The sequence below is a fragment of the Corynebacterium sp. HMSC067D03 genome (genome assembly GCF_001811185.1).
Taxonomy (GTDB): Bacteria; Actinomycetota; Actinomycetes; order Mycobacteriales; family Mycobacteriaceae; genus Corynebacterium; species Corynebacterium coyleae.
The window spans coordinates 1-24,766 of the sequence record NZ_KV803811.1 but is presented as its reverse complement, the minus strand read 5'-3'; the positions used below and the strand labels follow the sequence as shown (position 1 = coordinate 24,766).

19 protein-coding genes and 1 pseudogene are annotated in these 24,766 nt (G+C 64.2%); 8 read left to right on the top strand and 12 right to left on the bottom strand.

Annotated elements, in window-relative coordinates; all coding sequences use genetic code 11:
• Positions 1-38 precede the first annotated feature (38 nt).
• On the bottom strand, positions 39-245 hold the full coding sequence (locus HMPREF2785_RS04695; protein ID WP_070422446.1) for a DUF3263 domain-containing protein: 207 nt from the start codon (positions 243-245) through the stop codon (positions 39-41).
• A gap of 15 nt (positions 246-260) precedes the next feature.
• Here HMPREF2785_RS04695 and HMPREF2785_RS04690 point away from each other — a divergent pair, with 15 nt between their 5' ends.
• Genes HMPREF2785_RS04690 through cls form a run of 5 tightly spaced genes read left to right on the top strand, consistent with a single transcriptional unit; the run spans position 261 to position 4,817 of the window.
• Positions 261-833: a peptide deformylase gene (locus tag HMPREF2785_RS04690; RefSeq protein ID WP_070452812.1), complete on the top strand. Its 573-nt coding sequence runs from the start codon at positions 261-263 to the stop codon at positions 831-833.
• Between the two features lie 43 nt (positions 834-876).
• Positions 877-1,944, top strand: coding sequence for a hypothetical protein (locus HMPREF2785_RS04685; protein ID WP_070614379.1), 1,068 nt, complete (start codon positions 877-879; stop codon positions 1,942-1,944).
• 23 nt (positions 1,945-1,967) lie between these two features.
• On the top strand, positions 1,968-2,564 hold the full coding sequence (locus tag HMPREF2785_RS04680; RefSeq protein ID WP_070614378.1) for a GNAT family N-acetyltransferase, cg3035/Rv0428c family: 597 nt from the start codon (positions 1,968-1,970) through the stop codon (positions 2,562-2,564).
• Positions 2,565-2,568: 4 nt separating this feature from the next.
• Positions 2,569-3,360 (top strand): exodeoxyribonuclease III, encoded by a 792-nt coding sequence (locus HMPREF2785_RS04675; protein ID WP_070452821.1) that lies wholly within the window; start codon positions 2,569-2,571, stop codon positions 3,358-3,360.
• Positions 3,357-4,817 carry a cardiolipin synthase gene (gene cls, locus HMPREF2785_RS04670; RefSeq protein WP_070614377.1) on the top strand — a complete coding sequence of 487 codons (1,461 nt, stop codon included), beginning with the start codon at positions 3,357-3,359 and terminating at the stop codon, positions 4,815-4,817. Before HMPREF2785_RS04675 ends, cls begins: the two co-directional genes overlap by 4 nt.
• A gap of 181 nt (positions 4,818-4,998) precedes the next feature.
• Here the strand turns inward: cls and HMPREF2785_RS11555 are convergent, their stop codons facing one another.
• The 4 genes from HMPREF2785_RS11555 to HMPREF2785_RS04650 all read right to left on the bottom strand — a co-directional run bounded on the left by HMPREF2785_RS11555 (position 4,999) and on the right by HMPREF2785_RS04650 (position 8,279).
• The gene (locus HMPREF2785_RS11555; RefSeq protein WP_167594470.1) at positions 4,999-5,910 is read right to left on the bottom strand and encodes an endonuclease domain-containing protein; all 912 of its coding nucleotides are present in this window, start codon (positions 5,908-5,910) and stop codon (positions 4,999-5,001) included.
• Positions 5,911-6,159: 249 nt separating this feature from the next.
• Entirely contained in the window at positions 6,160-6,891 is a 732-nt protein-coding gene (locus HMPREF2785_RS04660) for an ABC transporter permease (RefSeq protein WP_070451094.1), read from the bottom strand.
• Entirely contained in the window at positions 6,884-7,807 is a 924-nt protein-coding gene (locus HMPREF2785_RS04655; protein ID WP_070614376.1) for an ABC transporter ATP-binding protein, read from the bottom strand. The genes HMPREF2785_RS04660 and HMPREF2785_RS04655 overlap by 8 nt, the downstream gene beginning before the upstream one ends.
• Complete coding sequence (locus HMPREF2785_RS04650; RefSeq protein ID WP_070614375.1) at positions 7,800-8,279, bottom strand: NUDIX hydrolase; 480 nt, start codon at positions 8,277-8,279, stop codon at positions 7,800-7,802. The genes HMPREF2785_RS04655 and HMPREF2785_RS04650 overlap by 8 nt, the downstream gene beginning before the upstream one ends.
• Before the next feature lie 42 nt (positions 8,280-8,321).
• Here HMPREF2785_RS04650 and HMPREF2785_RS04645 point away from each other — a divergent pair, with 42 nt between their 5' ends.
• The 3 genes from HMPREF2785_RS04645 to HMPREF2785_RS04635 are packed head-to-tail and all read left to right on the top strand — an operon-like array spanning position 8,322 to position 13,178.
• Positions 8,322-9,719, top strand: coding sequence for a hypothetical protein (locus tag HMPREF2785_RS04645; RefSeq protein WP_083279425.1), 1,398 nt, complete (start codon positions 8,322-8,324; stop codon positions 9,717-9,719).
• A complete protein-coding gene (locus tag HMPREF2785_RS04640) occupies positions 9,716-10,777 on the top strand; it encodes a glutamate ABC transporter substrate-binding protein (RefSeq protein WP_246821158.1) in 1,062 nt (353 codons plus the stop codon). The genes HMPREF2785_RS04645 and HMPREF2785_RS04640 overlap by 4 nt, the downstream gene beginning before the upstream one ends.
• Entirely contained in the window at positions 10,770-13,178 is a 2,409-nt protein-coding gene (locus tag HMPREF2785_RS04635; RefSeq protein WP_070614374.1) for a serine/threonine protein kinase, read from the top strand. Before HMPREF2785_RS04640 ends, HMPREF2785_RS04635 begins: the two co-directional genes overlap by 8 nt.
• A gap of 162 nt (positions 13,179-13,340) precedes the next feature.
• On the opposite strand, the gene HMPREF2785_RS04630 is transcribed toward HMPREF2785_RS04635, so the two are convergent.
• The 7 genes and pseudogenes from HMPREF2785_RS04630 to HMPREF2785_RS11945 form a co-directional block, all read right to left on the bottom strand.
• On the bottom strand, positions 13,341-15,782 hold the full coding sequence (locus HMPREF2785_RS04630) for a hypothetical protein (protein WP_070614373.1): 2,442 nt from the start codon (positions 15,780-15,782) through the stop codon (positions 13,341-13,343).
• Between the two features lie 6 nt (positions 15,783-15,788).
• Positions 15,789-19,019 (bottom strand): YPDG domain-containing protein, encoded by a 3,231-nt coding sequence (locus HMPREF2785_RS04625; protein ID WP_070614372.1) that lies wholly within the window; start codon positions 19,017-19,019, stop codon positions 15,789-15,791.
• 99 nt (positions 19,020-19,118) lie between these two features.
• Positions 19,119-20,321 carry an acetate kinase gene (locus HMPREF2785_RS04620; protein WP_070451088.1) on the bottom strand — a complete coding sequence of 401 codons (1,203 nt, stop codon included), beginning with the start codon at positions 20,319-20,321 and terminating at the stop codon, positions 19,119-19,121.
• Complete coding sequence (pta, locus tag HMPREF2785_RS04615) at positions 20,322-21,668, bottom strand: phosphate acetyltransferase (protein WP_070614371.1); 1,347 nt, start codon at positions 21,666-21,668, stop codon at positions 20,322-20,324.
• A 79-nt stretch (positions 21,669-21,747) separates the two neighbouring features.
• A complete protein-coding gene (locus HMPREF2785_RS04610; RefSeq protein ID WP_070614370.1) occupies positions 21,748-22,815 on the bottom strand; it encodes an ATP-grasp domain-containing protein in 1,068 nt (355 codons plus the stop codon).
• Between the two features lie 306 nt (positions 22,816-23,121).
• The gene (locus HMPREF2785_RS04605; protein ID WP_070422429.1) at positions 23,122-23,805 is read right to left on the bottom strand and encodes a hypothetical protein; all 684 of its coding nucleotides are present in this window, start codon (positions 23,803-23,805) and stop codon (positions 23,122-23,124) included.
• Between the two features lie 255 nt (positions 23,806-24,060).
• A pseudogene (locus tag HMPREF2785_RS11945) lies at positions 24,061-24,766 on the bottom strand (hypothetical protein); the annotation flags it as partial.

Sequence of the window (24,766 nt, the reverse complement as noted above, 5' to 3'; positions counted from 1 at the left end):
AGCCACACCTGGTGGGGGAAGGGAGGCAACACACCGGGTTAGGCGTCGCGAAGCCGTTGCAATCGCCGCACCAACTGAGGCTCCGCCGCGAGCGCCTCCGGATTATCCAAAAGGACGTTGAGGCGCTGGTAGTAGCGGATCGGCGTCATGCCAAGTTCAGCGCGGATGGCGTCCTCGCGCTTGCCGAGGGACCGCGGGGCGCGCGCGGCGAAACGGAGCACGGCGAGGTCGGTGTCGGAAAGCATGCCTAATATATTGGCATGACCATCCGACCCATCGTTATCCACGGCGACCCTGTGCTGCACGAACCGACCAAACAGGTCACGCAGCCCGTTGAGGAACTGCAGGAACTCATCGCCGACATGCACGAAACCATGGACGCCGCCCACGGCGTGGGCCTGGCCGCCAACCAGATTGGTGTGCCGCTGCGCCTGTTCGTCTACCACTGCCCCGACGGCGACGAGATGCGCCGCGGCACCGTGATCAACCCGGTGCTGGAAACTTCCGAAATTCCGAAGACAATGCCTAGCGACGACGGCGAGGACGACGAAGGCTGCCTCTCCGTCCCGGGCTACTCGTGGCCGACCGGCCGCGCCGACTGGGCCAAAGTCACCGGCCTGGACGAGAACGGCAACGAGATCGAGGTGGAGGGCACCGGCTTCTTCGCCCGCTGCCTGCAGCACGAGGTCGGCCACCTGGACGGCTTCCTGTACACCGACGTACTCACCGGCCGTTACAAGAAGGAAGCGAAGCGCGAAATCCGCGACAAGGGCTGGCGCGAGCCGGGCAACACGTGGCTTCCAGGCACCGACGAGGATCCGTTCGGCCACTAACGCGGTATGATGTGCGGGACTGTCTATTTTTCCGGAGGCACCCATGCGCATCCCCGCCGTCATCGCCGCGACTGCGATCACGCTGACCACTCCCGCTGCGCCCGAAACGCCGCTCGAGCAGCTGCTTAGCGACGTCACCGAGACCCGCACCACCTCCCTCACCGCACTTAAGGAAGCGGATGGGGAGGACGAGGTCCGCGAGATCCTCACCGATTGGCGCAAGAACCTCATCGAGGCCGCTGACGACCTTGAGGAGCTTCGCGAGGACGCCGGCGACCTGACCGACGAGGAAGAAGCCGAGTTCGACGAGGCAGCCGACGCCCTCAAGGCCGAGCGCGCCGGTGTGCGTAAGTTGCGCTCAGAGCTTTTGCTTAACGACGACACCGTCGTCCTCCCCTCCGCCCTCAAGAGCCTCGACGGCATCTTGGGCACCACCGCCTTCGACGCCTTCGAGCGTTCTGACAACGGCGACGCCCGCATCATCTACGGCATCCCGGGCGGCGAGGAAGAGGCTGCCGGGGAGACCGTGGAGGATGCGACTGCGGAGAAGGCTGGCGAGAAGGCTTCGGAGAAGGCGGCGGTGCCGGCGACCACGGTGTCGACCACCCCGAAGACCACCGAGCCGAGCAGCAAGGCGCCGAAGACGTCTGAGTCGCTGAGCCTGCGCGCCGAGCGGATGCAGGACACCACCACCTCGGAGACCACTGAGTCCACCACCACCGAGAACACCAGCGAGACGACTACGACGAATACGTCGTCCGGCACCGAGACCACCACCAGTACGACTACCGGGCAGACCACAACCTCCGGCACTTCGTCGAGCACGACGTCTAGCGCGACCGCCACGACCTCGTCGTCTTCGTCTTCCTCTTCGTCGACGACGTCGGCGTCGGTGCTGCAGAACCGCACCACCTCTGCAACGTCGAGCACCACGCGTTCGACCACGTCCTCCTCGAGCACCTCGCGCACCACGACCAGCACCGAAGACGAGCGCGACGGCGACCTCGCCGACACCGGCACGCCGATGCGCGGGCTGATCGGCCTGGGCATGCTCGCGCTGCTGGCCGGTGTGGCGTTTATGTTGCCGGGTGCGGGTAGGGCTCGTCGATAAGAAGCGCGCGAGAAGCACAGCATATGTCGCGTATTTTCCGCTCGGATGACGTGGTGGTGGGTGACCGCGTCGTGGTCAGGCAGCGGCGCGGCGAGCACGCCAGTGACATCATCGGGCACGTCGTGTCGCTCGACCCGCTGGTCGTGCGGCCGCAGGAGGTGGGTGGCTTCCCGTCGTCGAAGGAGGCGATCGAGGTGGCCAACGTGCACATCATTAAGAAGCTGTCGGCGAGAACGGTGCGCAACTCCGAGATCCGCGCGTTGGAACGCCGCATTGCCGACGACATCCCCACCACCGAAGAAGCCTGGGCCGAAGGGTGGCTCATGCGCACCGGCGAGACCGACGAGGCGAACTCGGCCGTGCCGCTCGGACCGTCGGCGGGCCTGCAACCCGTACCTATCGACGCCATCCGCGCCTTCTACCGCGACCGCAACCTGCCAGTGCGCCTTATGATCCCGGAGCGGATCGGGAAACCCGCGCTGAAACTCCTCACCGACGAATGGACGCTTGCGGAGGAGCAGGTGGCGTGGGTGGACGGTGAGGGATACGGGGTGTCGTCGATTAGCAATGTGCCCGAGGGAGCACTCGAGCACCACCGTCGGCGGCTGGCGCTAGGCTAGGCGCATGCGAATCGCCACCTGGAACGTCAACTCCGTGCGCACCCGCGCGGAACGCATCGCCGCATTCCTCGAACGCAACGACGTGGACGTACTCGCGATGCAAGAAACCAAAACCGCAGACGCGACATTCCCCTACGCCACCTTCGAAGCCGCAGGCTACGAGGTTGCGCACGTGGGCGTGAACCAGTGGAACGGCGTGGCCATCGCCTCCCGAGTGGGGTTGGACAACGTGCGCGACCACTTCGACGGCCAACCCGCATTTGCGAAGAAGGGCGAGCCCGAGGTGGAAGCGCGCGCGGTCGGCGCTGACTGCGGCGGCGTGGAAGTGTGGAGCCTGTACGTGCCCAACGGCCGCGAGATCGGCGACCCGCACTACGACTACAAACTGCAATTCCTGTGGTCCCTGGCGGAATCGGTGCGCCCCGGAGACCTGCAGGTATTCATGGGAGACTTCAACGTCGCACCCCGCGACGAAGACGTGTGGGACGTCGCCTGGTTCGAAGGCAAAACCCACGTCACCGAACCCGAACGCGCCGCGTTCCAGATGCTGCTGGAGGCGGGGTTGTACGAAATTCGTCACGACAACCCCTACACGTTCTGGGACTACAAATCCGCGCGCTTCCAACACAACGAAGGCATGCTCATCGACTTCCAACTCGCCACTGCCCCCATGCGCGACCTAGTCAAACGCGCCTGGGTGGACGTCGACGAACGCCGCGGTAAAGGCGCATCCGACCACGCACCCGTGATCGTCGATTACGACACGCGCGGCCTCTCCTATAATGAGGTCCGATGAATATCGACCTCGGATGGTGGCAATTCGCCGCAATGGTCCTCGACTACGCCATCAAATTCGTCATGATCGGTGTGGTGCCGGGCGGGCGCAAACCGTCGTCGGCAAACGCGTGGCTTTTGCTCATCCTGCTGCTGCCCGTCGTCGGGCTGCCGCTGTACCTCCTCATGGGCTCCACGTTCGTGTCGCGACGCCGCCACCGCATCCAAGTTGAAGCACGCCGACACATCGACGACACCAACCTCAACGTCGCCGACTTCCCCGCCGACGTACCCCTGCCCGACGTCACCACCTCCATCGTGCGCCTCAACCGCACCCTCACCGGCTACCCCGCCGTCCACGCCGACGTACGCGCACTCTGGACCGACTACCGCAAAACGATGCACCGCATGGCATCGCTCATCGACGACTCCACCTCCCACGTCAACATCGAAATCTACGCCGTAGCCTGGGACGACACCACCGACGTCGTCTTCCGCGCCATCGAACGAGCCGTCGCCCGCGGCGTCCACGTCCGCCTCCTCTTCGACCACATCGGCAGCCAAAAATACCCCGGGTTCCGGAAACTGAAACGCCGACTGACCGAAATCGGCGTCGACTGGCACATGATGCTGCCACTCGCCCCACTCCGCGGCCGCTGGCGCCGCCCCGACCTACGCAACCACCGCAAACTCCTCGTCGTCGACTCACGCGTAGCCATGCTCGGATCCTTCAACCTCATCGACCGCTCCTACCTCGTCCGCCAACACCGCCGCGCCGGCCGCCAATGGGTCGACGCGTTTGTCGAACTCGAAGGCCCCATCGTCGCGTCCGCCGACTCCATGTTCGCCACAGACTGGTACACAGAATCTGGCGAGGTGATAGAGCAGGCGCCGGTGAGGGAGTCGTCGACAAGCAATGGCGTGCTCCAACTCGTCCCCTCGGGACCCGGATACCTCACCGAACCGAACCTGCGCATGTTCGTATCCATGATCCACAACGCAAAAACGCACGTCACGCTCTGTTCGCCCTACTTCGTACCCGACGACTCGCTGCTAGAAGCCATCACCTCCGCCTGCTACCGCGGCGTACACGTCGACCTCCTCGTCAGCGCCAAATCCGACCAATTCATGGTCCAACACGCCCAATCCGCCTACTACGAACAACTCCTCAAAGCCGGCGTGCGCATCTGGGAATTCCCCGCGCCATTCGTGCTCCACACCAAGTTCGTACTTATCGACGACGGCCTCCCCGGCTCCTCCGCCGTCGTCGGATCCTCCAACATGGACATCCGCTCCTTCAGCCTCAACTACGAATCCTCCCTCTTCGTCGCCTCCGGGACGCTGCTGCACATGCTGTCCGAACTCGGCACGTGTTATCTAGCCGTGTCGCGGGAGCTTACTTTGGAGCGGTGGGATCAGCGGCCCTGGTACAGGCGCTACATCGACAACGTGATGAAACTGACCTCCGCCCTGCAGTAGGGGGTTTGGGCTGGGTGCGTGGGGTGGCTGGGTGGCTGGGTGGCTGGGCGGCCTGCCCCAGCCCGGCCCTTGCCGTCCGCCCGGCCCCTTTAACGCAAACGGCATATCCTGCACGGTACATTTCGCTAATTTTCCGCGGAATGCGCCGTGTTAGATGTGCCGTTTGGCTAAGTTTGGTGCCTCACCACGCGGGCAGAGCCTCAACCGACGCCGGGCCGATCTTCTCCGAACGACGCTTTGCCGCAACAATGCGGTGAAGCACCTTTTCCTCATCCGCCCATATTTCTTTAGGCGTGATGCGGATGATCCAGTAGCCGGCCTCCCGAAGCTGATTTTCACGATGAATGTGCTGTTGAGCGGCACGTGACGCATCCTCCTCAAACTTGATGGCACCGTCGACCTCAATGACCAGCTGGCCCCACAGCAAATCCACCCGGTATTTGCCGATGCGCATCTGCTCCTGCGCCACGACACCGACGCGCCGAAGCAGAAGGCGAACGAGCGTCTCATACGGAGACTCCGACAGCATCGACAATTGCCCAAACGCCTCTCGGGCCTGTTCAATGCCGCGGTTACCGCTAAGGCGGTGGATTGTTTCCTCCAGCTCAGTGTGGATGCCCCCCTTGAACGCGTCGAGTTTCCCGAAGAACAGGCTGTCCATCGCGACCACGCCTTCTTTCACGCCGTGCCACCGAGCAATGTCGACTGCCGTGCGCACCGGGGTCGTGAGTTTCACCTCGTCGTTCTGGCCTAACGCGGTGATGTCCATGCCTGGTACGACGATTCGTCGATAGGTAACGCCCGAAGGACGCTGCGAGTGTCGGGGAACGCGCCCCTTCGGGTTTGCCATCTCCACCTCAAACGTGCGGGGCAGAACCCACATTCCGTGCGCCGTCGCCGCAGCACGTCCCACCAGTATCGACGTGTGTGCCGCCGCCCCCGCTGCCCAGCACCGTAGGAACTGTTGTTCGTGGGGCTTCAGTTTTACCCATTCCGTGCGCGCGATAAACCTTGTCGACGACAGCTTCACACAAACTTGTTCAGCAGCCTTGCCGCGTCCAACTAGTTTCCCCACCAAATCTTGTCTAATCATGTTGCCCCCTCCCCGAGACGCGCTTGAGTGTAGCGCAGTAGGGTGCGGCGCGGGGTGTCTCAAAGCTAAACGGCGCATCCTGCACGGTACATTTCGCTAATTTTCGACGAAATGCGCCGTGTAGGATGCGCCGTTTGCGGGAGGTGGCGCGCCGGGGTGGCGGCACCAGCGCGGCACCAGGGTGGCGGCGCCAACGCGGCGCCGGGGTGGCGGCACCAGCGGCACCGGCGGCACCCGCCCCGCAAGCCCCTACGCGTCGCGGGACTCGAGCGCCACCAGGCCCGCGATCCAGAGCCCCACCGCCCACACGGCGAAGACCAGCAGCGATACGCCGAGGCCCCAGTGGCCGTTGGGCTGGTTGACCATGAAGGAGGTGAGGTTGCCGAAGGGCAGGAACTTGGCCACGTCGGCACCGAAGCGCGGGATGAAGCCGACGATGGTTTCTACCAGCAGCATCATGCTGATGCAGGCCACGATGGTGCCGGAGGTGTTGCGCACCAGCCAGCCGACGCCCTGGGTGAACATGGTGATCAGCGCCATGCCAAGCGGGACGGCCCAGAGGGCGCGTTGGGTGGCGGGGTTGGTGGTCCAGTTGGCGGGGACGGAGGCGGTGAGGTCGCCAAGAATGAAGGCGAGCACCAGCGCGACCAGCGCCACGATAGCGGCCAATACGGCCCCGAGCAGCACCTTCGCTACGGCGAGTTGCCAGCGTTGGGCGACGACGCGGAAGTTGGTGGCGGGGATGCCGTAGCGGTATTCGGTGGTGACGGTCATGGCGGCCTGCACGATCACGATGATGGCGATGGTGGTTGCCACGGATGCGATGACGGTCAGGGGCGCGTAGGGCATGCCGCTGGTGCGGGAGGCGTAGCCGAATAGGAGGCCGTAGAGGGCGGAGATGACCAGGGTGATGCCGGTGGTCCAGAAGAAGGATGCGGTGGTGCGCAGTTTGGTCCACTCGGCTTGGATGAGGTTATGCATTGGGGGCCTCCGCGGATACGTACTGGGCTTGGTCTTGGGTGCTGTGCATGTAGGCCTCTTCGAGGGAGGCGCGGCGTTCGGTGAGTTCGGCGAGTTGGATGCCGGCGGCGAAGGCGAGGGCGCCGATGTCGTCGGAGGTGCGGTCGGCGATTTCGAGTGTCGCGCGCCCTTCACTATCGACGACGCGCGTAAACGGCACCCCAGCCAACGCCGCTTCGAGCGCTTGCGTGTCTACGGCGCGCACCACGGTGGTCACGCCGGAGTTGTTACGGATGAATTCGGCGACGGAGGTGTCGGCGACGAGGCGGCCGCGGCCGATGATGATGAGGTTGTCGGCGGTTTGGGCCATCTCGGCGAGGAGGTGGGAGGACACGAGCACGGTGCGGCCCTCCGCTGCCAGGGACTTCAGTAGGCCGCGGACCCAGCGGATGCCGGCGGGGTCGAGGCCGTTGACGGGTTCGTCGAGGATGAGGTATTCGGGGTCGCCGAGCAGTGCGGCGGCGATGCCGAGGCGCTGGCCCATGCCGAGGGAGAATCCGCCGACGCGTTTGCCGGCGGCGTCGGTGAGGCCGACGAGGTCGAGGACTTCGTCGACACGCTTGCGCGCAATGCCGGCTGCCTGGGCTTGCCAGAGCAGGGTGGCGCGTGCGGAGCGGTTGGGGTGGACCCCTTTGGCGTCGAGGAGGGCGCCGACTTTGCGGGTGGGGTTGGGGATGTTGCGGTAGGGGGTGCCGTCGATAAGCGAATGGCCCGAGGTGGGTTTATCCAGCCCCAGGATCATGCGCATGGTGGTGGATTTGCCGGCGCCGTTGGGGCCGAGGAAGCCGGTGACCACACCTGGTTTGACCGTGAAGGTGAGGTCATCGACGGCTTGGACGGAGCCGTAGCGCTTTGTCAGTCCTTGGACTTCAATCATGCGGTTTAGTATGCACCATCGCGCGCGCAAGCACTGTGTCTAGGGAGGCGGCGAAGGCGGGGTGCAGCGGAAAATTGCGCAGAGTGTCCAGGGGGACCCAGCGCAGTTCTTCGGATTCTTCGTTGGGGGTGGTGGGCAGGGGCTCGTCGCAAAGCGCGAGCACTGTTGTGTAGGACCAGTTGGGGAACTCCGCAGTGCGCAGCGTATCGACGACCGCCACCTCCCCGGGGTCAATCGCACACTCCTCCACCGACTCGCGGATGGCGGCCTCGGCGGGGGTTTCGTGCGAATCGATCGCGCCGCCGGGGATACCCCACGTGTCGCCCTGGGCGGTCCAGGCGGCGCGGTGTTGCAGCAGCACACGCGCGTTTTCGCCGGTCCCCGCGATAAGGAAGAGGCCAGCGGCCCCGTGAAGACCCCAGAATTTTGTGCCGTTGGGTGCGGTGACCCAGCCGTTTCCGTCGCCAAGCATGCCCCCACTGTAGGTGGAAGCGGTTATTATTGCGGAATGGTAATGCGGGCGACGGCCTCGGCTGCGGGGCTGGAGGAGACGAGCGCGGACGCATGGCTCGATGAGCTGGAGCCGCGCCGCGAACGTGCCCGCTTCTTGCAGGGGCGGCTTGTGCGGCCGATGGCGATGGGGCGCCGGGGCAAGGCGTTTCTACAGACCACGCCCGGCAAGTTGATCGTGGTGATGGTGGTGCTGACCACCTCAATGCTGGCGGCCGGGCTGTCCATGAGCCAGTCCATGTCGCTGCGCAACCAGTCGCTGGACACGGTGCTGAATGCCACGGAGCCGATGAGTGCGGCGGCGCACGTGCTGTCCACGTCGCTGCTGCGGGCGGATACGATCGCCGCGGGGTCCTACGTGCAGGCGGGGCCTATGTCGGAGGACGACATGCGCACGTATACGGCGGCGCTGGATCAGGCGGTCAGTTCCGCCTCCGAGATTTACAAGGGCGCGGTGGAGGCCGATTCTGCCTCGAGCCGGGAGATCGAGGACCTGGTGATTAACATCCAGCGCGACCTGCCCGTCTACAGCGGCCTGAACGCGCGGGCGCAGGTGAACCAGCGCATGGGCAACCCGGTGGGCGTGGCGTACATGTCGCAGGCCAGTGCGATTATGCGTACGCGGATGCTGTCGGCGGCGCAGGAGATCAATACGCTCACCCGCCAGGACGTTGCCGACGAGATGCGCCGACTGTCCCAACCGCAGTGGGTGACCCTGTCCGGCTTCCTGGCGGCGCTGGGGTTCCTGTTGCTGGCGCAGTGGTGGCTGTGGCTGACGTTCCGCCGCCGTTTCAACCGCGGATTCCTCGCCGCCACGCTGGCGCTGCTCATCGCGATCAGTTGGGCCGGGGTGTCTAACTTCCAGTCCTGGCGCTCCGGTTCCGTGGCGTACGCGCGGGCGGCGCAGCCCTGGGAGGAACTCACTGCGGCGCGCATCGACGCCCTGGAGACCCGCACCGACGAAACCTTCGCGTTGCTGCGCCGCGAAACCGCCGCCCAGTCCGCCCGCGACTTCACCGAGACCTACTCGTCGGTCGCCGGCGCGGTGCATACGGCGGAGGATTACGGCATGAACAAGCAACTTATCGACGACTCCCGCTCCCACCTCAACGCTTGGTCCAACGAACACGCCGAACTGGTCGGGGCGCTGAACTCCGGCAGTTACGACCAGGCGGCGGCGCTGTTGAGCACGCGTAGCGACGCCGACGGGGAGGCTTCCTTCCGTGGCCTCGACGGGTCCCTGGCGGAACTGATTGCGTCCTCGAGGGAGAACACGCGGCTCTACATTGCGGAGTCGTTGGACGCGACCCGGCGCGTCTCCGCCGCCGTGGCGCTGCTGTCTGTGCTGGCAGTGGTGTGTATCTGGTGGGGCATCCGCCGCAGGTTGGGTGAGTACCTATGATGCGCGCTCGGTTCGGCTCGCGTGTGGTTGCGGCATGTGCGGTGGCGGCGCTTGCGGTGCCGTCGTTGGTGGCGTGCGCCGGCGGTGAGGGGCATGAGGGGAAGGTATCGGCGACGATCGAAACGCCGTCGCCGACCCGCGAGATGGTGCCGCTGCCGCCGGGCGCCCAGTTGGATCCGGCGGCCGGTCCCCCGGCGGATCCGTTCACGCCGGACGAGTTCGAGTGGGAGGGGTCGTTGGACCCGCGCGGGGGCGCTGGAAGTGAAGCGGACGGTGCCGAGGAGGAGGCCCCGAAGCCGAACGTGGAGCGCATCCGCCAGCGCGGCCGCATCATCGTCGGCATCGACCAGTCTTTGTACCTGCTGTCCTACCGCGACACGGACTCCGGCCGTTTGCGTGGGTTAGAGGTGGACCTGGCGCGGGCCATTGCGCGTGACATTTTCGACGACGAGCAGGACCTGCGCGTCGATTTCCGCTTCGTCGATTCGGCGGCCCGCACGGAGGCGCTCAACTCGGGTGAGGTGGACATCATTATCCGGACGATGTCGATTACGCCCGAGCGGGCTGAGGTGATTGAGTTTTCTACGCCGTACCTGACGTCGTCGGTAAGAGTGCTCGTGCCCAAGGACCGCGACGTGAATAGCTTGGAGGACCTCGCCGGGCGCACCGCCTGCATCGTCGACGGGACAAACCTGCTGCGTATCGCCAAAACCTACGTGCCGGATTCGAACATTTTGCGCACCCGCTCCTGGTCGGATTGCCTGATGGCGGTGCAGCAGTTTAGGGCGGAGGCGATCGTGGCGGATGATGCGATCCTCGCCGGCCTGGCCGCGCAGGACCCCCACACGACCATTCTGGACGGCGCGTTTGCCACCCAGTACTACGGCGTCGGCGTGGCCAAGGGGCAGGACGATCTGGTGCGGCAGGTCAACGCCACCCTGGAACGGATGCGCAACGACGGCTCCTGGTACACCCTCTACAACACCTGGCTCGGCGGGTCTATAGCTGAATCCTCACCGCCGCCGCTGCGGTACCGGAAGGAGGACAACGATGGCTAAGCCACACGACCACGACGACGTCCAGCCCACCGAGGCGGTCGCCTTCGACCCCTTCGCGGATGATGAACCAGGCACCGAAGCCGTCGCCTTCGACCCGTTCGCCGACGATGATGATCTTGACGACGACTCCGACGCCGCATACGCCGGCCTCGGCGAAATGGCCGGGCTGCTCAAAGACCTGGACAAGTTGCGTAAGGGGTCGGGGCGCGAGGATACGTCGCAACGCTCGCGCCAAGCTGCGCTGGACACCTTCCGCGAGCGCCGCGGCACCCGGCGCGCCAGCCGCATCATCGCCGACGGCATGGTGGAGCTGCCGTGGGTGGAGCCAACCGAACCACGCGAGGCGCTGATCGACCCGGAGCCAGCCGTGGTGAAGAAGGGCATTGCGCCGCCGGTGCTGCACCCCGGCGACATCGTGGCTGGCCAGTACGAGATCACCGGCGTGATCGCGCACGGCGGCATGGGCTGGATCTACCTTGCTCAGGACCACTACGTGGCCGGGCGCGTGGTGGTGCTCAAGGGCCTGCACTCCACCGACAACCCCGACGAGGCCGCAGCCGCCGAAGCAGAGCGCGAGTTCCTGGCGGACATCACCCACCCCGGGATCGTGAAAATCTTCAACTTTATCGACGACCCCCGCGTCCCCGGAGGCTTCACCGTCATGGAGTACGTGGGTGGGCCGTCGCTCAGGGCGAGAAGGAATTCGTCGCCAAGCGGAGTGCTCGAACCCGACATCGCCATCGCATACATCCTGGAAGTACTGCCCGCGCTGGATTATCTGCACTCGCGCGGGGTGGTGTACAACGACCTGAAGCCCGACAACATCATTGTCACCGAAGACCAGGTGAAACTCATCGACATGGGTGCGGTGTCCGGCATCGGCGCGTATGGGTTTATTTACGGCACGAAGGGGTTCCAGGCGCCCGAGGTGGCCACGGAGGGCCCGTCGATCGCGTCCGATATTTACACGGTGGGGCGCACGCTTGCCTCGCTGGTGGCGGACCTGCCGCAAACCGACGGCATCTACGACCCCGGCCTGCCCACGCCCACCGACGAGCCACTCTTCCGCCAGTACACCTCCCTGTACCGGCTGCTCGCGCGGTGCTGCAACGAAGACCCCGCCCGGCGGTTCGATAGCGTCTCCGAACTGGAAAGCCAGCTGCTCGGCGTACTGCGCGAGGTGGTAGCAGTTCGCGACGGCCGCACCTACCCCGCCCAACACTCCCTCTTCTCCCCACAACGCCGTACCTTTGGCACCAAACACCTGGTGTTCCGCACCGACCAACTCATCGACGGCATCTCCCGCACCGTCGACATCACCCCACAAGAAGTCGTCGCCGCCCTGCCATCCCCGCTGATCAACCGTGACGACGTCGGCGCCGCCATGCTCCAAGGCTCCTCCTACGCCGAACCGCGCGAAACCCTGGAAACCCTGCGCCAAGCCATGACCACCCCGCAATACGAACACTCCGTGGAAATCCCGTTCGGCGTGGTGCGCACCATGATCGACCTCGGCCTCACCTCCCAAGCCCGCTCCTGGCTGCTCACCCTCCAGGACCGCTTCGGCGACACCTGGCGCTTCTCGTGGTACTCCGGCGTCGTGGAAATGCTGCTCGGCGACTTCCCCACCGCCACCCGCTCCTTCTCCGAAGTGCTCAACCAACTCCCCGGCGAGGCCGCCCCCAAACTCGCACTCGCCGCCGTTTCCGAGTTGTTGCTGCAAGAGCGAGGCCTCCAAGAGCAATCGCTTATCGACGACTCCCTCGCCCGCACCGCCACCAACCTCGAACACCCCCTCTCCAACGTCCCCACCACCGTGCTTCGCGCCATGGTGGAAAACGGCCAAATGGACCCCACCTGGACCGTCACCGCCCTCGAACCCGGCGCGCTACGCTTCCACGCGATCCGGCTGTACTCCCTGGTGTGGCTCACTAACCCCACCACCGTCTCCTCCGCCTTCGGACTCGCCCGCATGCTCATGCGCGAAGGGGAAACCGATTTGGCGTTGCGGGCCCTGGACAAGGTGCCCAACGCCTCGCGCCACTCCCGCATGGCCCAACTCACCGCCATCCTCTACCTGGTCCTACCCGTCGCAGGCACCGGCGCCGACCCCACCGAAGCGCAAATCCGGGAGGCCGCCGCCCGCCTCGACCAGATCCCCACCACCGAGCCACGCTTCCTGCAGATCAAGACCGCCGTCCTCGACGCCGCCCTGCACTACCTGGTCACCGAAGGCTCCGCCAACACCCCCACCCTTTTCGAATACTCCTTCACCGAACGCGAAATCCGCCACGGCCTCGCCCAAACCCTGCGCGCCCAGGCCCGCGTCGCCCCCTACGCCCAGCACCGCTACGCGCTTGTGGACATGGCGAACAAGGTCCGCCCCGCCACCTGGTTCTGAGGGTGGTGGCTGGTGGGGCCGGTGGGGCCGGTCAAAAGCTAAACGGCGCATCCTACACGGCATATTTCGCTGATTTTCGACGAAATGCACCGTGTAGGATGCGCCGTTTGGGTCCACGGGCCGGGGGCCGAGCAGCCGGGGGCCGGGCGCCCCGGCGCGTGGCTAGCGGTTCATGTACGCGGCCGCGGCACCGCCGAGGCCCAGCACCGCCAGGATCGCGATGATGATGCCGACGATCGCGCCCGGTGAGGAGCTAGAGCCGCTTCCGGAGCTGCCAGAGCTGCCAGAGCTGCCGGAGGCCTGCGGCTCGACGGTGGAGGTCGGCTTGGTCGCGGTGGGGCCAGGGGTGGTGTAGACCGTCTTGGAAGGCTTGGTTGGCCGCGGCGTGGTCGGCTTCGGGCCCAGGGAGGTGATCGCCGGGTCGCGCTGGCCGGGCAGGACCGGCAGGTTGGTGGCAGTTGGGATCGGCGGGGCCTGGGTCAGGGTCGGCTTGGACGGGTCGGGCTTGGCCAGGATGTCGCGGACCTGGTCGGCCTTCTCTGGGTTGGTTTTCTCCAGGTCGGCGATGAGGTCTTGCATGTCCTTGGCGGAGTAGTTGAGGACGGAGAAGTTGACGGTTTGGTCCTCGACAAGCAGGCCTTCCTCGTTGAAGACGCGGAACTGGATCGGCATTTCGGCTTCGTCGTAGCCGATGGTGTTGGTGATCGGTACTTCGATGGGCAGGGCTGCGTTTTCGGTCAGGGCGCCTTCGACCGGGTATTCCCTGCGGAAGTCGCCGCCGGGGTAGTTCACCTGGAGGGTGAATTTGTGCAGGTCGATGCCGAGGTTGGAGAGTTCGACGTTGACGCGGGAGTCGTAACGATTAGCCACGATGTAGGACGGGTTGTCCTTCAGGCTGAGCATGCGCAGGCCCGCCTTGCCGTTGTTGCGTTCGGCGGACAGGGCGACGAGTTGGCTCACGGAGGGGTGGGTGTGGCCGGATTCGTCGGGGTCCTCGTCGGCGACGCCGGAGGTGCCGGTGGCCTTGCGGATTTCGCCGTTGACCAGGTCGAGGTTGTCCCAGTCGGGGGCGATGCTGTAGTTGCCCTTGAAGCATTCGACGGAGCCGTCGGTGCACTTGGCCGGCAGCGGCTTTGTGCTGTCGGGCGTGGCGGTTTCTTTGGAGTAGTTGAACACGCTGAACTGGTAGAGGTAGTTCATGACCGATTCGTAGTGCGGGACGTACTCGCTGTCGGGGCGCTTTACTTTCGACGAGCCCGAGTGGGTCAGGCCGAGGTTGTGGCCGAACTCGTGCAGGATGGTGTTGCGGAGTTGTTCCTGCGAGGTCATGCGTTCGTTTTTGGCGATGTAGAAGGCGCCGTCGGCAAGTAGGGCGTTGCCGGAGGACGGGTTGTCTGCGGCTTGGCTGTCGCCGATGACACCGACGCGGAAGATGTTTTTGCGGTCGCCGAGCAGGCGGTCGCGGTCCTTGATCATCCTGACTGCCGGGTTTTCGCCGGCGAAGTAGTACTCCGCGTAGTCCTCGGTTGGCCCGCCGTGGGGTTCGAGGCCGGGGATGTTGTTGTAGTAGACGCCGGCGTCGATGTGCAGGTTGTAGCCCTCTTTGTCGAAGAGGTCGACGAGGTCGTTCAGCGTTTGGCGCGAGGGGCGGTACACGTTGGTGTTCGCATTGGCGCATTCCTGGAACTTGTCAAAGTCTTCTTCGGTGGGCGCGTACTTGCGCTTGTCGGAGCAGCCCAGGGATTCCCATTCGGATTTCATCCAGTTGAGTTGGAGGAACAGGTCTGGGCGCGTGGGGTCGGCGCCCCAGCGGTGGAGTGGGAATTCTTTGCCGTCGGCGGAGGTGAAGCCGTTGCGTTCCCATTCGTCGGGGAAGCCGTCGCCGTCGGTGTCTTTTAGCGCTTCGCTGGCGGTGCCTTGGAAGGTGACGGTGGCTTCGAGGGTTTCGCCTGGTGCGACGGTGTTTTCCCATTTGCCGGTTTGGAAGCGGCTGGCGTTGTTGGCGCCGGCGAGCGCGTTGTTGAGGGTGTCGCCGGTTGCGGTGGTGGTGGGGTCGTCGAAAAGCGTGTGCACGTTGTAGCGTCCGCCGACGGAGACCTCGTACCCGTTGTTTTTGGGGGTGGCGGTGAGGTCGTAGTCGTAGGACATCATGCCTGCGGTGAGGTCGATGGCCAGGGGGCTCGGTGCGTCGGTGACGTTGCGTGCGACGACGTTGACGGTGACTTCTTTGGCGGTGACGGTGAAGGTGCGGGTGAGCTCGACGCCGTTTTTGGTGTGCGTGAGCGTGATGGTGTCTACGCCGTTTTTGCTGGAGGTTTTGACGTCGGTGTCGTTGCCGACGTATTGGACGCGGGTGCCGTCGTTAAACGCGTCGATGTAGAGGGCGGTGGGCAGGCTGCCGTAGGTGGGGTTGTTGTAGGTCAGCCAGCTGACGCGGCCTTTGTTGGCTTCGACGGTTTGGAAGCCTTCGAATGCGCCGGTTTTCGCGTCGACGGAGAACGGACGCGTCTGCTCAATGACGGCGCCTGCCTGTATTGGCACTACGAGCCCTGCACCGAGGCTCGCGGCAACCGCGGCGGCGGCGACTTTCTTGTGTACTCGCATGTTCTCCTACTTCCACCAGACTAGGAATTGTTGGTAAAACTCTCGGTTTTCGTACAGGGCGTAGTTGGCTGCCCCGATGAGGCCGAGGATGGCAAGCAGCCCGGCGATCCAGCCTATCGCGTGGGTGTCTACGGAGCTATTGCTTGTCGACGACTCCACCGCTCGTGTCGCCTCCACCGTCACCGTGAACTTGCCACGGGACCCGTCGAGGTATTCGACGAACACCGGCACGGCCTTCGCATGGCCCTCCGCACCTGTGGGGATGCTGGCGGTGAGTTCGCCGGTGGCGTGGTCGATGCCGAAGGTCCAGCCGTCGGATTCGGTTTGGCCGAGCGAGAACGGGTGGTCGATGGCGGTCTCCGGGCGCGTCAGGGCGAAGCGGGAGGTCTCGCCAGCGGTACCTTTGACCAGCATGTTCTCCAGCTTCGCGTCTTTGGCCAGGGTGGCCGCGCCGTTGGCGGTGAGCACCTGGACGGGCGCGGAGGTGAACAGTTCCGAGCCGTCGCTGAAGCTAATACGCACGGGCACCTCGCGGATGCCGGGCAGGGTATCTGGGGTGGCCTTGACGGTGAGCACGCCGTTTTCCGGGTCGATGGCGGTGTGCAGCCCCTCCACCGGGGTGACCAGGGAGAAGGATCCCTTGTGCTTGGTGGGGGTCAGTACACGTTCCGCGCCTGCGCGGACGTTGCCGCCGAGGTATTCGATGCCGGTGAGGGCGGCCTCGCCACGCACGGCGGTGGCCGGGACCTCGACGATGCGCTGGGAGCCGTCGGTGAACGTGACCACGATCGGGATCAGGGTGGCCAGCGCGTTGCTCCTCGCCGCCTTGCCGCCGTCAATGGCGGCGGTGATGGCGCCGGTGGTTTCGTCGACATGGACGCGCCAGCCAGGCTCGCTAAACGACGCCGCCAGCCCGTACCGCGCCCCCTCCGGTGCAGCGGTGGGCAGTTTGGTGGTCGGATCGCCGCCCTCGGTGAGTTTCAGCGGCGCCCACGACACGGCCTTGCCTTTGGCTTCGGAGCGGGTGGTCACCGGTACGACGACTTCCTGGGTGGAGCCGTCCGGCAGTGTCAGTTTGATCGGTACGTCGAAGGGTGCGTCGGCCGGTGCGTCGGTTGGCACCTTGATCGTGATCTCACCGGTGTTCTCGTCAAGCTCTACCGGCAGGGTGGTCAGGCCGTCTGCCTCGAACTTCGTGCCTTCCGGCACGGAGCCGGTGGGGGTGATCCGGATGTTGCCTTCGGCGTCGAACACCGGCTTGTACTCCAGGCTGCGGACACCGTCGGCGAGGGTGTCGCCGGTGAGGGCGTCGATACGCACGGTGGCAGCTTCGCCGCCTTCGCGCCCCTTATCGTCGATGGTGCCGTCCGAGTACAGCGCGCGGACCTGCACCTCGATCGGCTTGGCGTTGTCCTTCGGCGCGGTCGCGCGAATCAGGCCGGAATCCAGGTCGACGGCAACATCCCAGCCCTCGAGTTCGGCGTGCGGGGTGGCCAGCACGTACTCCGCATCCTCAGGCATCTTGCCAATCTGGCGGATCAGCACCGTCTTGCCTGGCTGCGCGCCCTTGTTCTGCTCGTAGGCGGGCTGGTAGGTGACGTTGTGCGGGGCGGGGTCCACGATGAACTTCGCATAACGCTCCGCGATGGTGTCATCCGGGAATGTGATCCGCACGCGGACGTCGAAGTTTTCGGTGCGTGGCTTTGTCACCGTGATCACGCCGGTGTCCTTGTCCATTTCAAGGCCCGTGGAATCACCCAGAATCTCGAACTTCGTGCCGGCAGGCAGCGGCTGGTTGCGGTAGCTGCGGCCGCCCTCGGTCAGCTTCGCGGTCGGTGCGCTGTTGTTGCCGGTCTCGCCGTAGCGCAGGTAGCCCGGGCGGTACTCGGGCCAGTAGCGGGAGGCGTCGGTGTTGGGGGGTTGGACGTCGATGGTGACGGTGCTGCGCGTGCCGTCGTCGGTAATCACGCCAAACTTGTACTCCCCCGGGGCCAGGTCGCGCGGCGGGACTGCCTTGATCACGCCGTCGACGCCAACGGTGACCCACTCGGGCGCATCGTCGGCGGCGCGGATGCCCATGCTTGTCGACGGCACCCTCGACGGCGCAGCCTCTACATCCTCACCAGCGCGCACCGTGATTGGATGCCACGCGAAGCCGTCAGCCACGGACACCGAGATCTCAAGGTGCTCCTCCAACAACCTGTCGTCTTCGGTGATGACCTCCACGACCACGTCGTAGTCGCCCGGCTCCTTGGGGGTACCGGTGATGACGCTGTTTTCCTCGTCGTAAATCACACCGTCCGGCAGGCCCTGGACGTCCACGGAGGAGGCGTTTTCGGTGTCGACGGGGATCTCCAACTTCTCACCGGGCCGGACGGTGCCGTCCGGCGGGGTGGTCAGCTTCTCCCGGACCGGATCAGGAAGCTCCGAGGTGTCCTTGACGGTGATGGTGAACATGGAGGTGACGACGTTGCCTGCGGTATCGACGAGCGGGCTGCCGTCTTCGCCCAGCACACGCGCAGTGACGTTGTAGGTGCCCGGAGTAGTCGGGGCGCCCTTGAGGTAGACGTTCTGGACACGGCCCTTGGCGCGGGAGGTGTCGGCGGTGATGCCTTCGGGGAGGGTGGAGGCGTCGATAGTCAATGTGGCGCCATCGGGAACCCGCAGCGCGCGAACGGGGACCGGCTTGATGCGCTTGTGCGCCCAGAAGGTGCGGTCCTCGACCCGCATGAAGTACGGGTCCGCAGAAAGCACGATGTCGAACGGCACGATCTTGTGGTCGCCGTCCTTGTACACCGCCATGATGTTGATGGTCTCTTCATCCGGCAGCTCTTCAGCCTTGGACGGATCCGGGGTGATGGTCACGGTGCCCGAATCGCCGTCGATCTCAGCACCCCAGGCTGGGTTGACGGCATCGGGATGTTCAAAGCGGTAGTGCACCGGCTTGTTGATGTACGACTCGAGGAAACCGAGGACAGGTTGCGTGGAGGTGGTTTGGCCAAGGCGCACCTTAGCCGCTGGGTAGGAGACGCCGGACCAGCCCTCGTCGACCTCGGGGGGATTCACCGGGTCTGCAACCGGCTCCGGTGCGGGTTCCGTGGCTTCCGTGGGTTCCGTAGTTTCGGCCGCCTGCACCGGTTGCACCGCGCCTGCGATGAGCGACAGGCCGATGGCACATGCTGCGATTGAGGTTCCACGTCGGCGCACACTGGAAACGTTGCGGTGCTGCTCGGCCATCTGCCCATCCCCTTTGACGGTATGTTCAGCCCGCAATGCGGGCGTTGTTACTACACGTCAATATATCGGCTTAGGGTAAGTTGTTACAACATTTTGCTTTTATACCCGTGCGGCGACGGCGGCGGCCTTCTGCGCGATGGCCAACTCCTCGTTGGTAGGCACGACGAGAACCTTCACGGTGGAGTCGTCGGTGGAGATGATGCGTGGGCCGTCGTTAGGCAAATCGTTCTTCGCCGGATCGATCTCGATGCCGTAGTGCTTCAGGTTGTCCAGCGAATCCATGCGAACAAACTTATCGTTCTCGCCAACACCGGCGGTGAACGTAATGGCGTCCACGCGGCCAAGCGCGATCATGTAGGAACCGATGAAGCGGCGCAGCTGGTTGAGATACACGTTGTAGGCCAACCAGGCGTTCTCGTCCTCGTTTTCGATCATGGCGCGCAGTTCGCGGAAGTCGTTCACGCCCGACAGGCCCTTGACGCCGGATTGGCGGTTGAGGAGGTTGTCGATCTCGTCGATAGTCATGCCACTTTGACGCACCAGGTGGAAGATGATGCCCGGGTCGATATCGCCGGAGCGGGTACCCATGACCAGGCCGGCCAGCGGCGTCATGCCCATGGAGGTGTCGATCGGGTGGCCGTTGGCAACCGCGGAAGCGGAAGCGCCGTTGCCCAGGTGGAGCACGATCTGACGGGTGTGCGCCGGGTCGCGGCCGATGAGTTCCGGCACCTGGGAGGACACGAACTCGTGTGAGGTGCCGTGGAAGCCGTAGCGACGAATCAGGTTGCGCTCGGAGACCTCAGCGTTGATGGCGTACAGCGCTGCGGCCGGGGGCAGGTCGCGGAAGAAGCCGGTGTCGAACACCGCGACGTGTGGGATGTCCGGCAGCAACTCGCGGGCGACCTCGATGCCGTCGATGTTGGCCGGGTTGTGCAGCGGCGCCAGCGGGATGAGGTCCCGGATCATGTCGACGACCGGGTCCAGGATCAGCTCTGGCTCGGAGAACACCATGCCGCCGTGGACAACACGGTGGCCTGCGGCGACGATGTCGAGTTGGGTCGGGCCGACGCCTTTGGCGTCGAGAAGTTTGAACGTCTCCTGCAAACCGGACGCGTGAGAGGGCACGGCCTTTTGCACGACGTGCTTCTGGCCGTCGTACTTGATGGTGATGCGGCCCTGGGGCTCACCGATCTGCTCGACAAGACCCGAGACGAACGGGTCCGCCGACGCGTCGGAGGTCGGGTCGACGATCTGGAACTTGATCGAGGACGAGCCGGAGTTGATAACCAGTACGTAAGACATTTACTTCGCCCCTGCCTGAATCGCGGTAATAGCTACGGTGTTCACGATATCTGGCACGGTGGCGCCGCGGGACAAATCGTTGACCGGTTTATTCAGACCCTGCAGCACCGGGCCGACGGCGAGGGCGCCTGCGGTGCGCTGGGCGATCTTGTAGCCCGCGTTGCCGGCCTCCAGGTCGGGGAAGATGAACACGTTGGCCTGGCCCGCCACCGGGGAGTCGGGGGCCTTCTTCGCGCCCACGCCCGGGTCGCAGGCGGCGTCGAACTGCAGCGGGCCGTCGATGGCAACGTCCGGGGCGAGTTCCTTCGCCTTCGCGGTGGCCTCGACGGCGCGCTCCACGTCCGGGCCCGCACCGGAGGAGCCGGTGGAGTACGACAGGATGGCCACCTTCGGATCAATGCCGAACTGGGCGGCGGTCTTGGCGGACACGGCGGCGATCTCGCCGATCTGCTCGGCGGTCGGGTTCGGGTTCACGGCGCAATCGCCGAATGCCCAGAGGCGGTCCTGCATGACCATGAGGAAGATCGAGGACACCACGGACGCACCCGGGGCGGTTTTGATGATCTGGAACGACGGCTTAATCGTGTGCGCGGTGGTGTGCGCCGCACCGGAGACCATGCCGTCTGCCAGGCCCTTGTGCACCATCATGGTGCCAAAGTAGGAGACGTCCTTCATGGTCTCGCGGGCCTCCTCGAGCGTCACGCCCTTCTTCTTGCGCAGCTCCGCAAAGTCGGCGGCGAACTCCTCAAGCAGGTCGGATTCGAGATGGTTGAGCAGGTTCGCGCCGCTCAGGTCCAGGCCGAGGTCGGCGGCGCGGCGGTTCATGTCGGCGACATCGCCAAGAATCGTGATCTGTGCAATCCCCTGGCGCAGCAGCTGATCCGCGGCCTGCAGAATGCGGTCGTCCTCGCCCTCCGGCAGCACCACGTGCGAGCCGGCGGCCTTGGCCTGCTCCAGCAGTTGGTGTTCGAACACGGTGGGGCTCATGACCTGCTTGGCCTCGACAGCAGCGGGTTCGAAGGTGTCCACTTCGCCACCGCTAATCGACGACACCACAACCGCCCCGAACTCCTCCACGCGGCGCTTGGCCAGGGGTGCGGTGGTGTCGTCGCTAGTAATGAGCACCACGGGCACCCCGAGAGCTGCGGCAAGCTCGCCGTCAAAGTTGTAGTCACCAGTGCCCTGGATCAGTTTCGCGTCGCCGAAGAGTGCGCCGGAGTTGAAGATCTCCGCCACGCTGTCGCCTTCGGCGCGCACCAGTTCGAGGCCGAGACGGCCGGCGAGCTGTTGCAGATCCACACCCTCGAAGGTGCGGTTTGCAAGGGTTACAAGCAGGGTCTGGGACATTGTCTCACCTTTCGTTGTGGGGCAAACAGTGCATAGTTTACCGGCACTGCCGACACGGCGAGACACTATATGGTGTGACCTACATCTTCTTCATGGCGCGCGCCGCGTCATCGGTACGCACACGCGCCTCAGCGGCCGAATCCGCGGTGGAAAGAATCAACACATCCGGGCCGAACATGCGCACTGTGGTCTCCTCCACCTCCATCGCGGCAGCGATAGCCCCCAACGAGGGGGTTACGCCCGGCAGGAAGCGCACGGCACCGGGGCTGACCAGCGTCGAATCGATGGGCAACTCCTGCGTCGCACGCGCCTGCAGATCAAACTGATTGACGCGCTGCGTGGCAAGCGTGACCAACCCATCACGGCTCGGGCGTGGGGTGACTTGGGAGAAGTAGACATCGTCGCCAGAGACAAACAGCTCAATGGAGTACACGCCGCAACTTGCAAGCCCACCCATGATGCGCGCGGCAATCGAGCGCGCGTTGTCCATCGCAGCTTCCGGCATCGGCGCAGGCTGCCACGCCTCCACCAGTTTGCCCTCGCGGTGGCGGGTGCCGATCGGCTCGCAGAACCACGTAGCCAACTCGCCCGTGTTCGGGTCGATGGAGCGCGCCGCGAGGATCGTGGCCTCGAAATCAAAGTCGATGTAGCGCTCCACCACCACACCGTCACCCTCCCCTTCCGAGGCGATACTCCAGGCCTCCGCAAGGTCGGCGTTGCTGTGCACCGTGGAAAACCCCTGCCCGTCGCGGGATGTCGGCGACTTCACCACACACGGAAACCCGAGGCGCTCCACCGCGTCCTGCATTTCCTGCGGCGTGGTCACAAACTCACAATCCAGCGTGGGCAAGCCCAGTTCCTCGCTCGCCTGGGTGCGCACCGCCATGCGGTCCGCAGTACGGCGGCATGCGCTTGTCGACGGCGCCACCGCCGCCCCGGCAGCCTCCGCCGCCACCTCAACCTCTTCGAGCGTGTCCGGCGAATCCCCCGTGGTCACAATGATGTCCGGGTGGAACTGATCAGCCAGCGACACAGCACCAATCTGAGTCTCAAACCCGAGGCGCTGGTAAGCCTGCTCAAGCTCGCGGGCCATCGGCGACGTGCCAAGGATCAGCGCGCGACGCTGTGCAGAAGATGGAACAGTCATAACGCCAGATTGTCCCACACTTATATGTCGCGCAGGTAGCCGAGAGCACGTGCAAAAAGAGGCTCAATAAATCCGCTCGACACTTCACGACTGAGTCCCCACTGAGCCCCCAAGACATTATCCACCCCCAACATGGGGTACGAAAACCGCCTTAGTCGATCGTTCGCACTGGTCAAACGACCCTTGCGTCCGTAATAGAAAATACATATAGCGTCAGGCTATCCTCTAGACAGAGGCGACGCCCTCGCCAGAAGTTTCTGGGGACAGCGAACCGCCCAGATCCCGTCGAGCTGCTGGCCGGCGGGATCATTCATTTTCAACTTTCTTATCTAGATCAATAACGAACGAATGGTCTTCAAGATAAAGCTTGAAATAAAGCCCGGTCCGGTCATGGTGCGTTTTTGAACGCCGGAGGGCCATGGCCGAAAGGTCGGGGAGCCACAGCAGATGTTCTTCCTTGGGCGATTCATGAAGAACCTGCGTATAGCGCGATATTGCACCGACAGAGCGTAAGTGTTTTATCAGACGACGGTCAGCATCATTTTCCGTGTGCCTTTGTCGTTTTTCCATCACGACAAGCCGGGTTCCAGGGTAATTCTGCTGGACGGCTACTAACAACGCCTTTAAGCAATCATCACGCGCTTGAGCAACCGACACCTCATTTTCCTCACCTATTTGAGTCAAGTCCTTTTTGTAGGCAAAAATATGTTGGTCGCCGACATCATTGCAGTATGTGAGCAGCCCCTCAGCCTTTTGCCGCCCCTCGGCACTCTGCAATGCTTCCGTAGTGTGCCAGTATCCTCCATCAACAATCTCACGTATGTCCTCTCGAGTGGCATCCAAGAACCTGGCACTAATTAGGACCCCGCAAATCAAATAAAAGGAACGGCCGAGGTTTTCTTCTGGCCGGTTATATGTTTCATCCACATAGAGGACGTAATGATCCTCATTGAGGTTTCTGTAGGCAGCCTCGAGGGCACGTTTCTCCACGGGACATCCTTGTTATCTTACTTCTAGATTTATTGGCTAGATAGCCTACAGGCAGTGCAAGTTGTCCAATGTCACGCTTTTCTGTCATTTCCTAGCTCGCTCAGTTGCCTTGCGATACACGACCAATCGGACACCCGCTTAATTAAAGTAAGGACAATCACAGCACCAAACGCCGTTGCCCCGCCCACCGGGTTGGTGAGCGGGGCAACGGCGTTTCGAGGAAGGCGCCTTCATTGAAGGCGTTGGGCTACCGAATTACTTCTTCGGCTGTGCCTTCTCCTCCTTGGAAGAGCCGGCGTAGGTCTTGCCGGAAGAACCCTTCAGTTCCAGGTCCTTCACGGAAGAGCCACCACCTGGGGTGCAGTTGTCGTAGATGATCGTGCCGGCGAGGATGCCAGCGGCGATCAGAGCCAGACCACCGGCGACCGTCGCAATGTCGGTGCCGTACTGCCCCAGCTGCTTGTTCAGACCCTCAACCTGTGCAGCGAGCTGCGGGTTGAAGATGCCCAGCTGCTGCTGCAGCTGCGTGTTGGCGTTCTGGATCTGTGCGTTCGCCTGTGCGGCGAAGTCGGACAGACCCGGGATCTCAATCTGGGTTGCCAGACCAAGCGGCAGCAGTGCGATCAGCGGCAGGCCGAACCCGACAGAGGTTGCAACACACTTGCCGGTGTCGATGGTTTCACCGATCTGGATCTTGAAGCGGTGGATCTCCTTGCCGTCTTCCTTAACGACGACCCAAGCCTCGCCGGCCGGGGTGCCCTCCGGGACGGAGACAATGATGTTGCCATCCTTGTCAATGGTGACCTTGGCGTCCTTGATCAGGTTGCCATCCTTATCGACGAGCTCGCCAGTCAGTTCACCCTTCTTGTCAGAGTTACCCTGATCGACCTTGCCGACGTTCTGGCCCTTGCCGTTCGGCGTGACCGTGCTCTTGCCCGGGGAGACGGTGGTGTTGTCGTTG

Bases quoted from the DNA above. Each gene is read 5' to 3' on its own strand.
- HMPREF2785_RS04660 (WP_070451094.1), bottom strand. From the start codon at position 6,891: ATGCATAACCTCATCCAAGCCGAGTGGACCAAACTGCGCACCACCGCA.
- HMPREF2785_RS04640 (WP_246821158.1), top strand. From the start codon at position 9,716: ATGATGCGCGCTCGGTTCGGCTCGCGTGTGGTTGCGGCATGTGCGGTG.
- HMPREF2785_RS04630 (WP_070614373.1), bottom strand. From the start codon at position 15,782: ATGCGAGTACACAAGAAAGTCGCCGCCGCCGCGGTTGCCGCGAGCCTC.
- cls (WP_070614377.1), top strand. From the start codon at position 3,357: ATGAATATCGACCTCGGATGGTGGCAATTCGCCGCAATGGTCCTCGAC.
- HMPREF2785_RS04690 (WP_070452812.1), top strand. From the start codon at position 261: ATGACCATCCGACCCATCGTTATCCACGGCGACCCTGTGCTGCACGAA.
- HMPREF2785_RS04680 (WP_070614378.1), top strand. From the start codon at position 1,968: ATGTCGCGTATTTTCCGCTCGGATGACGTGGTGGTGGGTGACCGCGTC.
- HMPREF2785_RS04635 (WP_070614374.1), top strand. From the start codon at position 10,770: ATGGCTAAGCCACACGACCACGACGACGTCCAGCCCACCGAGGCGGTC.
- pta (WP_070614371.1), bottom strand. From the start codon at position 21,668: ATGTCCCAGACCCTGCTTGTAACCCTTGCAAACCGCACCTTCGAGGGT.
- HMPREF2785_RS04625 (WP_070614372.1), bottom strand. From the start codon at position 19,019: ATGGCCGAGCAGCACCGCAACGTTTCCAGTGTGCGCCGACGTGGAACC.
- HMPREF2785_RS04650 (WP_070614375.1), bottom strand. From the start codon at position 8,279: ATGCTTGGCGACGGAAACGGCTGGGTCACCGCACCCAACGGCACAAAA.
- HMPREF2785_RS04610 (WP_070614370.1), bottom strand. From the start codon at position 22,815: ATGACTGTTCCATCTTCTGCACAGCGTCGCGCGCTGATCCTTGGCACG.
- HMPREF2785_RS11555 (WP_167594470.1), bottom strand. From the start codon at position 5,910: ATGATTAGACAAGATTTGGTGGGGAAACTAGTTGGACGCGGCAAGGCT.
- HMPREF2785_RS04620 (WP_070451088.1), bottom strand. From the start codon at position 20,321: ATGTCTTACGTACTGGTTATCAACTCCGGCTCGTCCTCGATCAAGTTC.
- HMPREF2785_RS04675 (WP_070452821.1), top strand. From the start codon at position 2,569: ATGCGAATCGCCACCTGGAACGTCAACTCCGTGCGCACCCGCGCGGAA.
- HMPREF2785_RS04655 (WP_070614376.1), bottom strand. From the start codon at position 7,807: ATGATTGAAGTCCAAGGACTGACAAAGCGCTACGGCTCCGTCCAAGCC.
- HMPREF2785_RS04685 (WP_070614379.1), top strand. From the start codon at position 877: ATGCGCATCCCCGCCGTCATCGCCGCGACTGCGATCACGCTGACCACT.
- HMPREF2785_RS04695 (WP_070422446.1), bottom strand. From the start codon at position 245: ATGCTTTCCGACACCGACCTCGCCGTGCTCCGTTTCGCCGCGCGCGCC.
- HMPREF2785_RS04645 (WP_083279425.1), top strand. From the start codon at position 8,322: ATGCGGGCGACGGCCTCGGCTGCGGGGCTGGAGGAGACGAGCGCGGAC.